Source organism: Peribacillus sp. RS7 (genome assembly GCF_041956845.1).
GTDB lineage: Bacteria > Bacillota > Bacilli > Bacillales > DSM-1321 > Peribacillus.
Genome location: NZ_CP168136.1, coordinates 146,278 through 161,714 on the forward strand (window position 1 = coordinate 146,278; position 15,437 = coordinate 161,714).

Genomic DNA, 15,437 nt, shown 5'->3' on the forward strand with positions numbered 1-15,437 from the left:
GGAGTCAGTAAAGATACTACTTCGTAGAATCAAAGAATCTACCGGTATCCTCATTGATAACAAGACGAAAAATTATCAGGATGAAGATAGAACTAAATCCAAAAGCTACAAGGATCCGCCGGGCTTATAAAGTGAGTGATCAAGTCTGGCAACTGTTTGATGAAATCGTGGAACTTGCTCGAATGGATAAGGGAAATGCTTTGGAGAATGCTTTAGTAGACTTCATTGAGCGTTATAAATAGGAATAAAGGAAAAACTAAAATAAAAACCACAGAAGCTACCCTTTCGTGTCAGACAGCTTCTGTGGTTAGATTTAACATATTTTTTACAAAGTCGAAAAAGATTAAAACACAAATTTGGAAAATAAATGTTTTATGTATCGGTTAATGGTTAAGATCCAACGCTATGTTCTACTGCATTCTCCCAACTAGGAAAATAATACAATGCATTTTTCATTAACTCTGGATCTGACTTCTTTACCTGTTTCTTCCTAAGTGGCTGCCCTTCTTTTTGTACTAATTCAGAAATTTGATTCACGACTTCTTCAACACTCATATTCACTTCCATTTGTTTCCTCCTTCTCACGGTTTATTTTTATATATTTTCCTATTTAAGAAAAATAATACATTTTCTTCAACAAAACTGCCCAGTTTGTTGAAGAAAGAGCACTAAAAAACAATAGCATTGTTGCTACCGTTCGTAAAAGTACACTTTTACGAACCTACAGCTTTCATAATTAGATAAATAAAGATGAAATAGAAAAAGCTCTAGTGGTTAATCTAGGGCTTTTTATGAATCATCTAGCAAACCCTTGCTACATCAAGGTTGTATAAAATCCTGAATATACGATAAAAAACGACTAAGAACCAAACCCCTGATACACATGGGTTTGGCTTTTTTAGCTACTTCCTAAAATTGACTTAATGTGAACTAGATTTGTATAACGCATTCATTCATTCGATCCTTTGAGGTCTTCTTCAACGGGGTAGTTTAGTTTATTTTCTTAATTTATTGGACAAATTATTATTAGTTGAAATTGTGCAATGGTACGTTAATACAAAATTAGGTATAAGTTTGTCAAAAAACATATAGAAGTTGGAGAGAAATGAATAGTAAAATTGAGAACTTAACAAAACGACTATCTGCTGCTCAAATAATTGTTTTTTATTACCTAGTAGCTGTAGTGGTTTCAACCATTTTATTGCTGCTACCTATTACTCAAAAGCAGAATGCAGAGCTCTCATTTATTGATGGAGTATTCATTTCTATTAGTGCGGTAACTGTAACAGGATTATCTACGGCAGATGTAAGCCATCTGCTTAGTGTTCCCGGTACGTTTATTTTTACAATCATCCTCCAGTTTGGTGGAATTGGGATCGTGGCTTTCGGAACAATACTATGGCTATCAGGAAAGAAAATAGGACTCAGGGCAAGAATACTCATGACGACAGAACAAAACAGCCCCACTTTTTCCGGGATTGTTCGGTTCATACGAATGATCTTCTTTTTCTTTGTCATGATTGAGCTATTAGGGGCTGTTGTATTCGGTACATATTTTTTGAAGTATTTCCCAACATGGCAAGAGGCTTATTTGCAGGGTTTCTTCGCTTCTGTGTCTGCTACGACAAATGCTGGTTTTGATATCACAGGAAAATCACTGATTCCGTTCGCAGACGATTATTTTGTCCTGACCCTAAATATAGTACTCTTTATTATCGGATCCCTTGGGTTTCCTGTTTTAATGGAGGTAAGTCAGTGGCTCAGGCATAAGGGAAAGATGCCATTCCGGTTCACCTTGTTCACAAAAATTACAACCGTAACTTTTTTCATACTGATCGTAATTGGAGCCATTTTCATCTATCTGTTTGAGTACAGTCATTTCTATTCAGAAAAGACTTGGCATCAATCCTTTGTCCATTCTTTGTTTTATTCGATATCTTCAAGGACTGGCGGAATGGCGATCAGCGACATCAACCAATTTTCAGTACCTACCCTTTTGTTACTGAGTATTTTTATGTTCATAGGGGCATCCCCCAGCAGTGCTGGGGGTGGGATAAGAACCACCACGTTTGCTGTGATGCTGCTTACCATTTACAACTATGCGAAAGGGAACAGAACAATAAAAATATTCAAAAGGGAGATCGATGAGGAAGATATCATCAAGTCATTCATCGTTTTCACAACAGGTATGATCCTGTGCAGTGTGGCAGCTGTCATTCTTGTATGCATTGAATCTGCCTTTTCCCTAATGGAAATTTTATTCGAAGTTTCCTCTGCTTTTGGCACTGTAGGCCTTTCGCTTGGCATTACACCGGAATTGAGTACTGCTGGGAAGGTCGTAATCATGATTTTAATGTTTATAGGGAAAATCGGGATGTTTACCTTCTTATTCAGTATGGGAGGCAAACCAGTTAAACATGCGTATCACTATCCCAAAGAGCGCATCATTATAGGATAAAAAATGTACTACTGCAAAGGTAATCCAATAATAAAGGATAAAAAACGGTAATCAACATACAAAAGTGCAATAATTGTAATGAAAATCCTTATCTTCTTCAACTATCCTCCACTTATATTGAATAAGCAGCAAAAAGGATCTTTCAGTTTTGAAGATTCCTTTTTACATGCCGATAACATCTGATTATGTTAACCATCCCCTTACAAATAAGGTTTTAGTTGCATTGATGGCAACCTTTTAGCTTTAAGGCTAGTATTCTATCTTTTGGTCTTTTCCCCTTGCTCGTATAAAAATACCGAAATGGGAGGTATAGCATTGTTGCTACCGTTTGTATAAGTAGACTTTTTGGGAACGGTGGAGTTTCTTCTCAAAACAGCTGTTATTAGCGTTCGTTAAAGAATGAAAATACTTTACGAACGCCCGCGGGCTTCTATAGACTTTTACGGACGTCCTGGACGAAATTCTTATAGGTTGTGACAAATTGATCTGGGTAGTTCCGTGATATATAAGCCTAATGGGGTGTTCTCCCAAATAGGGACTCTGGACGTTTTTAGCATAGTCATAGACTTCCTGGAAGCAATTCGCGATATACATGTCGCGGATTTTTTGCGTTTTGCCTTCCTTGACTCGGAGAATCTTGTTTTGTTTGCCTTTGAGGTCCAGGATCTACTTCGTGGTCAACTTAAGCCACGAAGGCCGGTTTCACATCCCACAACAAACAGGATGTGAAACCGTATTTAGCAGAATACAAAACACTTACTAAATTAACAACATTTGTATATTTGTTTATATATCTATAAGACTACATAAGGATTTGTATAGCCATGAGTTGAATACATGGTGATGTGAAGGTAATAGGATGATGTATACCGAATAAAATCAGTAAGAGGTTTAGGAGGGGATTACATGACAACATACTTAGAACAATTCGCACGGAATCGGAGAAGAAAAGAAAAGACAGAAGTATTAACCGCACGCCTTCCAGAAAGCTTGTACTATGATTTTAAAGGTTATTGCGCCGAACTCGGTCTATCTATCAGTGAAGCTGTTTGTCTACTAGTAGAGCGTGAAATGAGTGGGAAAGTGAGAGTATCAGAAGAACTTGCAACTTCGGATGAATACAAAATGAATGATGATGTAGTCGAAATGGATACGGAAGTAGTCAAAGTGGTCGCAAGAAGAAGTAATTCAAATACAAATAGATTCATAACGACACAATGGCAGGTAAATGGACAGCTTCCATGTCCATATTGTGGTCGATGGCTGGTGTCTACTAATTTTTCTAGACATGCAAAACTACACTCAACGACTACGCTGGAAATTTTCACGAATGAGAAGTATAGGGAGAAAATCACTTCAATGATTAAGGCGAAACAAGAAGAACTAAATTAGCAACCATTGTCATTAGTTCAACTAACTTGCCCTGTTACAGTGGATTCGTACCATTTGCAGAGTGCAATTTGATATTTTTTATTGTCTTAAATAGTTCAAATCGTGACATGCAAATAAAGGTACGGGCATTACCATCACAGATCTTAGAAATGAAGTCGAAATTATCTTTTGTTTAGTTAGATAATTTGTTTTTAGAATACCATTAGTAAGAGAATTTATAATGAAGCCATATAAAACATGTCAAGTTGTGGAATGCCGCTTTCTAAAGATGAATTAGGTGGAGGAACTGAAAATGACGGTAGTAAAAGTACTGAATATTGTAGTCATTGTTATGTAAATGGTGAATTTACTCAAAATATTACTGCGATAGAAATGCAAGAATTTGTTCAAAATTATTTGATGAAGAATATGAAAATGCCTAAATTTTTCACTAGAGGAATTCCAAAGTTAGTGCGATGGAAGTAGTCAACTACTAGAAATCCAACATGCATCTCCCACCTGAAAAAAGGAGATACTAGATTTTAAAAGTATCTTCTTTGTATTTTTGAAACATTCCCGTTTTTATTAAACGGTAATTATACGAATTTAAGGGCAATACTACTTACGAATTGTAGTATTGTCCTTAGTTTTTCACATCTGAAAACGACTTTATTGTCTTTATCAAAATGAGATATTATTATGTTCAAGCTATTGTTTCAATGAATTTAAAAGAAGGTTCTGATAAATTTAGGAAATATGCCTGGTCATTTTCTTACTATCAAAAGTGTTATTTTCCCTAACAATTATAATAGTGACAAATAAATTATATATATTTAGGAATAGACCTCGCTAGAATATTTTAATTTAATATATACACAAAGTGGTGGTTTGTAGATACCCATTGAATAATGTATACGTATAGGAATTCAATATGTACGGAGTACCAAGTGTAAACAACAAAAGAGTTAAGACAAGAACATCTCTAAAGGAACTCATATGGGACGTAAAGGAAAGGACGAGAAGGACGTTAAAAAGGCTTTGAAGCTGTATCAAGAAAGAGAATCTAATGGATTAAGTGTAAATGAGATAGCTAAAATGACAGGCGTTCCACGTTCCACTATTTACGCTAAAGCAAAAGAGGCGAGACTTTAATAGGGGGTAGCATCAGGAAAATGCGTATTTACAATGATAAGCATTCTGATACAAGTCATATGGACATTATGAACTCTATTTTGTAGGTGATTGGATTGTGTCTAAGGAGATAACTGTTACTAGATGAAATGAGAATAAATAGTTGATTGACTTGAACAGTTTGTCCGGTTCACCCTAGATAAATCGGAATAAACTATATTAACAAAGAGAAAAGGGGGAAATTAATAAATGAGTAACATTATTACATCAGGTCCATTTGCTGTACCATTATTTATTGACGGTACTAGTAATCTACCTGTAGATCGTTTACTGATCGGACTTAAAAATCCCACTGATGAAACTAAAACTGTTCGTGTAACAGTTGAACGGTTGCCAGATGTTGTATTCCCAACTACTGCTCCAGAAACTGCAATTCCAGGTTTCAACCAACTACAAGTAAGTCTACCCTCAGAACACTTCACGATAATAAGAATAGATGCTGGTCCAGCTACTTTCCAAGGTGGTAACTGGCTTCGTGTAACCATTGAAGGTGATACAGATGAAGAAGCAGAGGGCATTGAAGTGGCATTATTCGGTGGTAATGATGGACGTCCAACTGTGTCAATGATTTTTAAACATGAAGATTTTATCGAGGTAGATGAAGATTAACTTAGATTATATCTAACGGATCTTATGTCACGCAAAAAAAAGAGGTTGGGTACCCAAAAGGTACCCAACCTCTTTCATTACCGATAATATCAAAACGGAACCTGCTTAGCCTGTAATGGGCTGGGCGTTTTTACTTTTTACGGTATAGCGTAAACCATTCAGAACCTTGTAGAACCTAGTCAATTTATAGTTGCTTTACCATACTGATAGAGTTAAAATTATGATAACTTAATATGAACGGACAACAAAAAAGCATTCCCGTATATTAGTGTTTCTCAGACACTATAAACTCTACTTCCATTGGATTCAACTAGTAAATGCTAGTATTTTGCATACATAATCGGACAAAGTTTTACAAAAGGCGTTATCTCTTTAACTTGGAAGCTGACAGGTTAAGGGATAGCGTCTTTTTTGTGTACTGTTCAGGTGCAATTGCCTGAAAGTACCCTAAAAACTGATTTGGATAGCCTACGTTCGTGCAGAGAGTACCTAGTATACTCTTACAAAGTGGGCAACCCTCAATGGATTCCTATTCATCTGTTGAGGGAAGGTGAGAACTACCTTAAAAGGTCTTCAACGCCCATTTCATATCTTCTAACTGCTGCTGAACACGAATTGGCTGCAGATCTTTTGGTTAGTCATCTTGATCGACCTTTCTTTCTTCATTCTAAACCCGGCTCCTTCCCCTTTAAAACCTTGTTTGAATGTGCGATTTTTTTCTTTTTTCAGTAAAAAGAGAAAATCATAAAAAGCCAATGAAATCAATGTTCTGATTTCACGAAAATTACAATTATCATACTTTCAAAACCGAAAAGAAACATCCCCATGGTTAATCATTGGAATTTTATTATTTCGCAAATTAAATTCTATTCATGATAAGATAAAAAAATCAAATACTAGTAAGGAAGGGGGGAGTCAATCAATTCTGGCTCTTTCCTGCCTTTATTGCCCACCCGATATTTTGGAGGTTTTTTTTTGAATGTTATCGTAAATAAATTTAAAAAAATGGGTTACAAGCATGTTTCTTTGTACGCCATCATAGCACTTTGTTTTGTCGCCTCTGTTTTCTTTGTTAATCACAATTATTCATTCTATGAACTTCCAATAGCGAAAGTCATTAAAACAAATCTGGAAAATACAACTGAATTGAATGATATGTATCAAAATGAAGATCGACTATTTACCCAAAGTATAATAGCCGAATTACAAAATGGAGAAGAAAAAGGACAGCTTATCCATTTAAAGAATGAATATTCCTCATCCGGAGCTTATGATCAAGAATATCAAGTTGGAAATGATTTATTTGTTTCGATTGATACGAAGACAGAAGAAAATTCAGAGTTAACTGGAACCATAAAAGACGTAAAGCGTGATAAATTTGTGTTGATTGTAGCTTGGATTTTTATCTTGACATTACTTATCGTTGGTAAAAAGCAAGGACTGTTTTCAATTATAAGTTTGGCAGTGAATGCCATTTTGTTGTCATATGCATTAGATTTTTATTTGAATACATCTGACATTAGTTTGGTATTGATATGCAGTATAAGTATCATTCTATTTACGGTCCTTTCCCTTTTACTGGTTAACGGTTTTAATGAAAAAACATATGCAGCTATTATTGCGACACTGTTAGGGACTTTTTTATCGCTGTTCATTACTTATCTTGTTATGTGGTTAACTTCCGAAAATGGCCTTCGATATGAAGAAATGCAATTTGTCACTCGTCCTTATAAAATGGTGTTTATGGCAGGGTTATTTATCGGATCTTTAGGAGCCGTAATGGATATAGCCATTACCATGTCTTCTTCGATTTTTGGGTTGTATGAAAAGAACAACCACATATCAGTAAAAGCACTTAAAACTTCAGGATTAGAGATTGGAAAAGACATTATGGGAACCATGACAAATATTTTGTTTTTTGCCTATATAAGTGGCTCCATACCTATGATTATTTTGTATTTGAAAAATGCTTCTGCATTGGGATTTACCCTTTCCATGAATCTTACATTGGAGTTGGCCCGTGCCCTAGCTGGGGGTATTGGAATCGTGTTAACTATTCCGATAGGTCTATATATTTCTATTTTTTTCATTAATCGAAAGAGGGAAAAATAATGAATGTATTAGTGTTGCTAGCGTTCATATTATTAATATTGATGATCTTGATAGGTGGAAAAAAAGGAGCACGTTCATTTTTTGCTTTTTTTCTAAATTTTGGTGTGGTACTTTTCACCATCATTTTTATGACAAATCCAAATAATGATCCGTATATCGTAACATTGATTGCATGTACGGTGATTAGTTATATTAATTTATTTTTTATTAACGAAGTGAACAGTACAACAAAAACAGCGTTCATTTCTACTATTATCACGATTGTTATTGTCCTCTTTTTTATTGTTCTTGTGACTGAAAATGCGATGATACAAGGTTTTGGTGAGGAAGAAATAGAAGAGCTTAACATCTTTTCCCTATATATTGGAGTAGATTTTGTTAAAATTGGAGCTTCAGTAATTATTATGAGTACTATTGGTGCCATTATCGATACAGCCATGGCCATTTCATCTCCCATGCGAGAAATGTTTCATCACAATCCATCCATTAGCAAGAAAGATTTATTTACATTTGGATTAAGTATGGGGAGGGATATCTTAGGAACAACTACGAATACATTATTTTTTGCCTTCTTTGGAGGCTATTTGGCATTGCTGATATGGTTTAAGGATTTATCCTATTCTGTTGGAGAAATCGTAAACTCAAAAATATTTAGTGCTGAAATGATCACTATATTTTGTGCTGGAACAGGTGTAGCCCTGATAATTCCTATAACTGCCTTGATCACTGCTTATTTTTTAGTGAAAACAAGAGAAAATAAAGAGAAAGTTATATAGGTTTCATGGCAAAAGGGCCTATAAGTACTCATTTGTATAAAAGGAATAAGTCCCTAATAGCATTGCAAAGAGTATCCACCTGCTCTGTTTAATCCATGTTACAGTTTCATTGGAGGGAGGTAATATTAGTTTTGCATTGCCTTCAATAATGGCCATTATATGAATACAGATAGAGAAAAAGGCTGCCAATTGGCAGCCTTTTGTATGATTGTTTTTAAAATCATACATCCGGTGTTTACTATCTTTTTTTTTCTAAATTAGTTCTCTGATAAACAAAAAAATCTTTGGAACAAATCCCTAAATATTTTTTTCTAATGATTCTATATAACTTCAATTAAAGGACTTTTGATTTCAATTAAGTCTTTTTGTAGGAATGTTAAGCCTGGTACTGTAAATGATCCAGCATCAACAGCAAAGTGATTAATAAACAGGTCAGGATCGCCAGGATGTTCAACTCTTAATTCATAATGGAAGGGAACTACCAGGATATTACGCGTTTCTAGTCGGTTAGGTAGTATCGTTACAGTCAGGGTAGTTGCGATAGGACTTCCAGTGTTCCAGTTGATAATCTGGAATCTAATAGTTTGAGTAGTCGTACCAAGGTTAACTAGTTCTATATGGGCTCGGCTTGTCCTACAGCTGTGTTTAATACTCCTGTAGAAAGAATCTCAAATTGCTCCGAAGAGCTACTTTCTTCGTGACTCATATATAGCACACCCTTTTTATATAATCATTAGTTGTGGAGACTATTCTTTTTAAGTCTAAAAAACAATGTAATATAGCATATTATTTTTTTTTCAAAAAGGACACGGTTTTTGTTTAAGGGTATCGCCAGCAAATCCCTTTACTGTCACATAGGATCTATGATTTCAATAAGGATTAACTCTTGCAAAAATATTCAAGTACTCGTTCAATCAATCTAGTAACCTACTTTCCTTCTATATCATTACTGATTTCTTCATTTATCCGAATATCCCTTGAAGTCCAACCCTTTTTTAGCTAATTGAGCCTCACGTGTTAAGTTATGATTCACGTACCCCAGGGAGATAATCCCAAGGCTTTTATAGACCAGCGTCAATTATGAAAGCTGCTCTTTATTGAGCAGCTTTCCAGGTGTAACCGCTGGTTCTCTGTAGGTTGTATGAGCTCATATAGGTACTTATCTATGTTTTGTTTCCCAATCAAAATTAATTTCTTTATCATCCCAAGGAATTCTTTTCTCATCTGGTTGGGAGGGGTTATACGACTTTGTCGTACAATACAGAACTGTTGCTGGATTTTCACCAAGCACACGGTAACCGTGAGCTACACCTTTGGGAATAAGTAAAATACTAGGATTGTTTTCGCCCATATAATAAACATTGGTTTCACCCTTGGTAGCAGAGTGTTCTCTTAAATCATATAAAACAACTTGAGCATTACCTGATGGGATAAACCAAAGGTCATCTTGCTCTTCATGGTAGTGAAATGCTTTGATGACGCCTGGATAAGATGTAGTCCATGAAAGTTGACCAAAATGAGATAAAAGATGGTCATCATCTCTTACCACTTCTGCAAAAAATCCTCTATCATCACAATGCTTAATCAATTTCTTAGAAATGACACCTTCAATGGCCATTTTCATCAACTTCCTTTTTTAAGTATTCATGTAATCCTTCTTTCCAATTTCGCAAAGAGATCCCATTGGAATTCAACTTTTTTTGACTTAAAACCGAATACATGGGTCTGGGTGTTTTAAGACCGTATTCTTCCGTAGAAACAGGGATGACTACAGTTTGTGAGTTTAAGAATGTTACAATTTCGGTGGCAAACTCAAACCAGCTGCAACTTCCAGAGTTTGTGACATGATAAATGCCATGCGGTTTTGTTAGTAGTTTATTAATCACTATTCCAAGGTCTTTCGTGTAAGTAGGACAACCATATTGGTCTTGAACAACACGGATTTCTTGTGAATGACGGGCTAACTTTTTTATGGTATTGACGAAATTTTTCCCCTCATGTCCGTATAACCATGACGTTCTAATAATCGTGGTATTTTCATTAGCAGTTAGTGCTAAAGCTTCGCCTAGTAGTTTGCTTTTTCCATAAATCGTTTGGGGGTCAGGAGTATCCTCTTCTTCATAAGGTTCACTTTTTTCTCCTTCAAATACATAGTCCGTACTAATATGAAAAAACTTCGCTTTTTTCTCCTTTGCTTCACTCGCTAGATAATAAGGTCCAATTCCATTAATTAAATAAGCTTGATCTATATCCGTTTCGCAAAGGTCAACTTGTGTAAAGGCTGCAGTATTAATAAGATAATCCGGCTGGATTTTCTCAATCACTTCTTTTATTTTCGTACGATTCGTAATATCTAATTGTTGTTTAGTATATGGATATACCACATAGCCTTCCTCTTTAAATAGCTGAATGAGTTCTTTTCCTAATTGGCCGCCTGCACCTGTAATGACAATCTTCATGGGGGAGTACCTTTAAATTTGTTCATGTGCCATCGCACTGTTTTTTCTAACGATTGATCAAAATAAGAGGTTTGTTTCCAGCCTAACTCGTTTTGTAACTTGGAAGAATCAATGGCATATCTTCGGTCATGACCTTTTCTGTCTTCAACAAATTCAATCAAGTGTTCAGGCTTACCCATTATTCCTAAAATTTGTTTTACGACATCGATATTTTTTCTTTCATTTCCGCCACCAATATTATAAACTTCACCCCATTTTCCTTTTTCAAGAATAAGGGAAATTGCTTTACAATGATCTTCTACAAACAGCCAATCTCTTATTTGTAGACCATCCCCATAAACAGGGATTTTGTGGTTGTGAAGCGCGCTATACACAATGGTAGGAATGAATTTTTCCATATTTTGAAAAGGACCAAAATTATTACTGCATCTTGTCGTTATTAAAGGTAATTTAAAGGTCTCATTGTAAGAGCGCACCAATAAATCTGAGCTTGCTTTTGTAGCTGAATAGGGATTGTTAGGTGAAAGAGGGGATTCTTCTGTGAATGGTTGTTGAGTCGGGCTTAAAGTACCATATACTTCGTCTGTGGAAATATGGATCATTTTTTTAGCCTGGCCCTTGATTAATAGTTGTAATAATTGATAAGTACCGACAATATTTGTTTGTATGAATTTATCTGCATTTTGAATACTGTTATCAACATGGGACTCAGCGGCAAAATGAATAATGGCTTCATAATTTTGATCCATTACAGCTTCCATATCTTCCTCATTAACAATACTTCCCTTAATAAAGCGTAATCTAGAATCAGATGTTAAGGTGCGTATCTCTTCAGGATGACTTGCATACGTAAGAGAATCTATAACGGTTATATTGTATGAAGTATTTTTTAGCAAATAGTGAACAAAGTTGAGACCGATGAAACCAGCCCCACCTGTAACTAGAAGATTCATAGTTGCCTCCTTTCATCAAACACTGTTAATTTTCTATTAATCTTACAAGGTATTGCCCATATTCATTTTTCTCTAATGGTTTAGCTAAGGCAAGAAGTTGTTGTGGTGAAATAAATCCTTTTCGAAAGGCAATTTCTTCTATACAAGCAATTTGAACGTTTTGCCGGCTTTGAATGGTTTGAATATATAAAGAAGCGTCAAGAAGTGATTCATGAGTACCAGTATCTAACCAGCTAAATCCTCTATCCAATAACTCAACATTCAGCTGGTTTTTCTTGAGGTAACATTCATTCACCGAAGTAATTTCATATTCTCCTCGAGCAGATTTCTTAATACTCTTGGCGATATCAACAACGCTATTATCATAAAAATAAAGTCCTGTAATGGCATAATTTGATTTAGGCGTTACAGGTTTTTCTTCCAAAGAGATCACTTTCCGATTTTCATCAAATTCTACAACACCAAATCGTTCAGGATCTTTAACACGATAGCCGAATATCGTTGCACCGTTTTGTCGAGTAACGACATCTTCTAGTGTTTTAGTGAAATTATGTCCATAAAAAATATTGTCCCCTAATATTAAAGATACAGAATCCTTTCCTATAAAATCCTCACCTATAATAAAAGCCTGTGCGATACCATCCGGTTTTTCCTGTGATATATAACTAATTTTGATTCCTAATTGTGACCCATCACCTAATAAACTTTTAAAACGAGGTGTATCAATAGGTGTAGAAATGACTAAGATATCTTTAATTCCAGCGAGCATTAGCACGGACAATGGATAATAAATTAAGGGTTTATCATAAACAGGTAATAGCTGTTTTGAGACAACCTTCGTTAACGGATATAATCTAGTGCCATATCCACCAGCTAATATGATTCCTTTCATTATTATTCACCTCCCCAAATAGTATGATGTAAAAGACAAAATGAATTGAATTTTTATATTATCAGTTTCGGAACTTCTCGGAAATTAATCCTTTTCATCATATGCGCCAAGATTGTTTCTGTGTAAATGAAGTACGATATTAAATGATGTATATGGATTTCTTACGATATCGAGGATTAATATGTGAAAAGGCTACAAAGCTACGTTTGAAAACGTGCTTTGTAGCCTTTTAGCCTCTTGGTTTACTCAGATAAAAATAAACCGGGTTTTCTATTGGTCTTAGTCCTAAATTTCTTCACTGGAAACCATTTAGTTTATAACGATAAGGGTTTATTATCTACATTCTAATCTAAATCCTTTTTAAACTTTGCAGGGACCCCCGCATAAAGCGTTTTCGCAGGAACATCATTCTTTACAAATGCTCCGCCTCCTATAACCGACCAAGCACCAATATTGATTTTTTCACTGATAGAGGAACCAATGCCAACGTATGCTCCTTCACCAATCGTAACATTACCTGCAATATTAACTCCAGGACCTACCGTTACATAGTCGCTAATGACATTATCATGACTAATGTTCGAACTCCGATTTATGATAACAAAATTCCCTATTTGAACATTTGTGGTTATAATGGTTCCTTCACAAATAATCGATCCAACTCCAAGTGTGTTTCTCTTTGAAATGAAAACAGAAGGGTGCACTATTGTATCAGCAATCTCAAAACCTGCATGTATTGTTTTGGTGACAAACCGCTTTTTCAGAGATGGGTCTCCTACACCCGCACAAACAATTTTAATTTTGTTCCGAAGAGGATAAATATCATGAAGATCGCCCAAAACCGGTACATCATCTATTATTTTCCCCTTCATTTCCGATCTTTCATCAAGAAATCCTATAACCTCATAACTTGAATTTTCACACAGGTGATTTATCTCACGTGCATGCCCTCCGCAGCCCCAAATGACGATTTTTTTCATGATTCCAATCCTTTTGCTAGTACTTGTGTAACTTGCACAATATCACTTTTTTCCATTTCCTCCCAAAGAGGTAAGCTCATTATGCGTCCTGAAATATTATTGGTAACTGGCATTACTGTCCGATTGAATGATGTGAAAAATTTTTGTTGATGACAAGATGGGGAAAAATAGGTTCGTGCTTCTATTTGATTGTCAGCCAGCAATTTCACAAAATCTAAATTACTTTGATTTTTTGGACAGAGAACAGGCATAAATTGATGGGCAATGTCCCCTTCTGCTTTTTGGAGCTGCCACTCATTTTTTAACACAGGGGTTTGTTGAAATTGCTCTAGGTACCATTGATGAATTTGTTGTCTTTTTCGGCTTTTTTCAGGAAAGGCATCCAGAGTTGCAAGAGCTACAGCTGCGCTATATTCCGAAAGTTTGCTATTAAGACCTTGTGATATAGTTTCCCTATTAGTCGAGAACCCAAAATTTCCTGCTTGTCGAATTTGACTGATCAAGTCTTTGTCCGCACTATAGACTAAGCCGCCTTCGCCAATTCCAAATGATTTAGTAGCATGAAAGCTGTATACGATAGGGCCGGGGAAATTCTTACCAAATGATCCACTACGCCCTGATGTTCCAAAACTAGGGGCAGCATCAAAAACCACCGGTATTCCCGACTCATGAATCTGCTTATAAAAGGATAGGTCTAAGTCTGTTCCAAAGGTTGCGTAGGGAACAACTACCGCCACTTCATCTCCTAATTTTATTAATGAATCTTTAACAAGTTCTTCATTCATACACCAATCGTCTTTGTTCACATCTACAAAATAAGGTTCTAAACCACACCACATTGCCGCTAAAGGGGTGGCAGAAAAAGTAAAGCTAGGCATTAATGCAAACCGCCCTTTAGGACGTTTACTCTGATTAATAGCTAATATCAATCCACTGGTAGCATTATTGACCGTGAGCACCGCTCCGTTTCCTTCATAGTATTCGGTTAGGACTCTATTTTCAAAAAGAGTATTTAATGGTCCATAATTACTGTACAATCTGGATTGTTCAATCTGGGCTAAATAATTGGTAAATGTGTCTTGTTTCACCAAGTTGGGTCTTAAAAACGGAATTTTACGGATGTTTTTCATCTCCGTTTCAACTAATCTATAGTTTTAATTACTTTTTCACATATTGGCTTATAAGTATTCGATGATCCATCCAAAACCCAAAAATAAATGGTTCAGATATCCTGTTTTATTGCTGTAAGGGAGGATTGTTGGTAGACAAGCTGCATTATGTTATGACGATGTTGGTGCAAAGCAGATTTAGGTCAGGGCTTTCTAATAAAAAACCTATCTTGAATCAAAAGTAAGTCTAGCCGTTTATATATTCCATTTGATACGAATCGCGATTGATGAGATTTATTCAATTCAAAAGTTCTTGGGTGTCCCTTCCATTCATATTCCTTTTGAATAAATTTTATGGCTATAAAGTGGCAATTAGCAGGAATCCTATTATTTTAAAAATTCTTCATTAAAAACTGATGAACAATGACATCCGTTTGGCTATATAAGGAAATTCATCGAGCGTAACCTAGAGTGTCACGAAAACGGGACAAAAGTACATGTACCAAGGCTGGGTTTTCATTATCTCT

The 15,437-nt window shown here is 35.6% G+C and carries 14 protein-coding genes and 1 pseudogene; 8 read left to right on the plus strand and 7 right to left on the minus strand.

The window, feature by feature from the left end:
- Nucleotides 1-80 precede the first annotated feature (80 nt).
- On the plus strand, nt 81-242 hold the full coding sequence (locus ACDZ29_RS28300) for a hypothetical protein (protein ID WP_375091275.1): 162 nt from the start codon (nt 81-83) through the stop codon (nt 240-242).
- A 148-nt stretch (nt 243-390) separates the two neighbouring features.
- Here the strand turns inward: ACDZ29_RS28300 and ACDZ29_RS28305 are convergent, their stop codons facing one another.
- Nucleotides 391-567, minus strand: a complete 177-nt coding sequence (locus ACDZ29_RS28305; protein ID WP_375091276.1) for a hypothetical protein — start codon at nt 565-567, stop codon at nt 391-393.
- A gap of 538 nt (nt 568-1,105) precedes the next feature.
- On the opposite strand from ACDZ29_RS28305, the gene ACDZ29_RS28310 reads away from it, so the two are divergent.
- From ACDZ29_RS28310 to ACDZ29_RS28340, 7 genes and pseudogenes are all read left to right on the plus strand, one after another.
- Nucleotides 1,106-2,458 carry a TrkH family potassium uptake protein gene (locus tag ACDZ29_RS28310; protein WP_375091277.1) on the plus strand — a complete coding sequence of 451 codons (1,353 nt, stop codon included), beginning with the start codon at nt 1,106-1,108 and terminating at the stop codon, nt 2,456-2,458.
- 906 nt (nt 2,459-3,364) lie between these two features.
- Nucleotides 3,365-3,850 carry a hypothetical protein gene (locus tag ACDZ29_RS28315; RefSeq protein WP_289323152.1) on the plus strand — a complete coding sequence of 162 codons (486 nt, stop codon included), beginning with the start codon at nt 3,365-3,367 and terminating at the stop codon, nt 3,848-3,850.
- A gap of 237 nt (nt 3,851-4,087) precedes the next feature.
- Nucleotides 4,088-4,315, plus strand: a complete 228-nt coding sequence (locus ACDZ29_RS28320) for a zinc ribbon domain-containing protein (protein WP_375091278.1) — start codon at nt 4,088-4,090, stop codon at nt 4,313-4,315.
- Nucleotides 4,316-4,816: 501 nt separating this feature from the next.
- Nucleotides 4,817-4,981: pseudogene (locus ACDZ29_RS28325) on the plus strand (helix-turn-helix domain-containing protein); the annotation flags it as partial.
- 228 nt (nt 4,982-5,209) lie between these two features.
- Nucleotides 5,210-5,629 carry a hypothetical protein gene (locus tag ACDZ29_RS28330; protein WP_375091279.1) on the plus strand — a complete coding sequence of 140 codons (420 nt, stop codon included), beginning with the start codon at nt 5,210-5,212 and terminating at the stop codon, nt 5,627-5,629.
- Nucleotides 5,630-6,604: 975 nt separating this feature from the next.
- Nucleotides 6,605-7,741, plus strand: coding sequence for a YibE/F family protein (locus ACDZ29_RS28335; RefSeq protein WP_375091280.1), 1,137 nt, complete (start codon nt 6,605-6,607; stop codon nt 7,739-7,741).
- Nucleotides 7,741-8,517 carry a YibE/F family protein gene (locus tag ACDZ29_RS28340; protein WP_375091281.1) on the plus strand — a complete coding sequence of 259 codons (777 nt, stop codon included), beginning with the start codon at nt 7,741-7,743 and terminating at the stop codon, nt 8,515-8,517. Before ACDZ29_RS28335 ends, ACDZ29_RS28340 begins: the two co-directional genes overlap by 1 nt.
- Nucleotides 8,518-9,676: 1,159 nt before the next feature.
- On the opposite strand, the gene ACDZ29_RS28345 is transcribed toward ACDZ29_RS28340, so the two are convergent.
- The 6 genes from ACDZ29_RS28345 to ACDZ29_RS28370 form a co-directional block, all read right to left on the minus strand.
- A complete protein-coding gene (locus tag ACDZ29_RS28345; protein WP_289323146.1) occupies nt 9,677-10,135 on the minus strand; it encodes a dTDP-4-dehydrorhamnose 3,5-epimerase family protein in 459 nt (152 codons plus the stop codon).
- Entirely contained in the window at nt 10,125-10,976 is an 852-nt protein-coding gene (gene rfbD / locus ACDZ29_RS28350) for a dTDP-4-dehydrorhamnose reductase (RefSeq protein WP_375091282.1), read from the minus strand. Before rfbD ends, ACDZ29_RS28345 begins: the two co-directional genes overlap by 11 nt.
- Nucleotides 10,973-11,929 carry a dTDP-glucose 4,6-dehydratase gene (gene rfbB / locus ACDZ29_RS28355; RefSeq protein WP_375091283.1) on the minus strand — a complete coding sequence of 319 codons (957 nt, stop codon included), beginning with the start codon at nt 11,927-11,929 and terminating at the stop codon, nt 10,973-10,975. Before rfbB ends, rfbD begins: the two co-directional genes overlap by 4 nt.
- A 25-nt stretch (nt 11,930-11,954) precedes the next feature.
- Entirely contained in the window at nt 11,955-12,821 is an 867-nt protein-coding gene (rfbA, locus tag ACDZ29_RS28360; protein ID WP_375091284.1) for a glucose-1-phosphate thymidylyltransferase RfbA, read from the minus strand.
- A gap of 344 nt (nt 12,822-13,165) precedes the next feature.
- Nucleotides 13,166-13,801 (minus strand): acetyltransferase, encoded by a 636-nt coding sequence (locus ACDZ29_RS28365; protein ID WP_375091285.1) that lies wholly within the window; start codon nt 13,799-13,801, stop codon nt 13,166-13,168.
- Nucleotides 13,798-14,922, minus strand: coding sequence for a DegT/DnrJ/EryC1/StrS family aminotransferase (locus tag ACDZ29_RS28370; protein WP_375091375.1), 1,125 nt, complete (start codon nt 14,920-14,922; stop codon nt 13,798-13,800). Before ACDZ29_RS28370 ends, ACDZ29_RS28365 begins: the two co-directional genes overlap by 4 nt.
- Between the last annotated feature and the right edge of the window lie 515 nt (nt 14,923-15,437).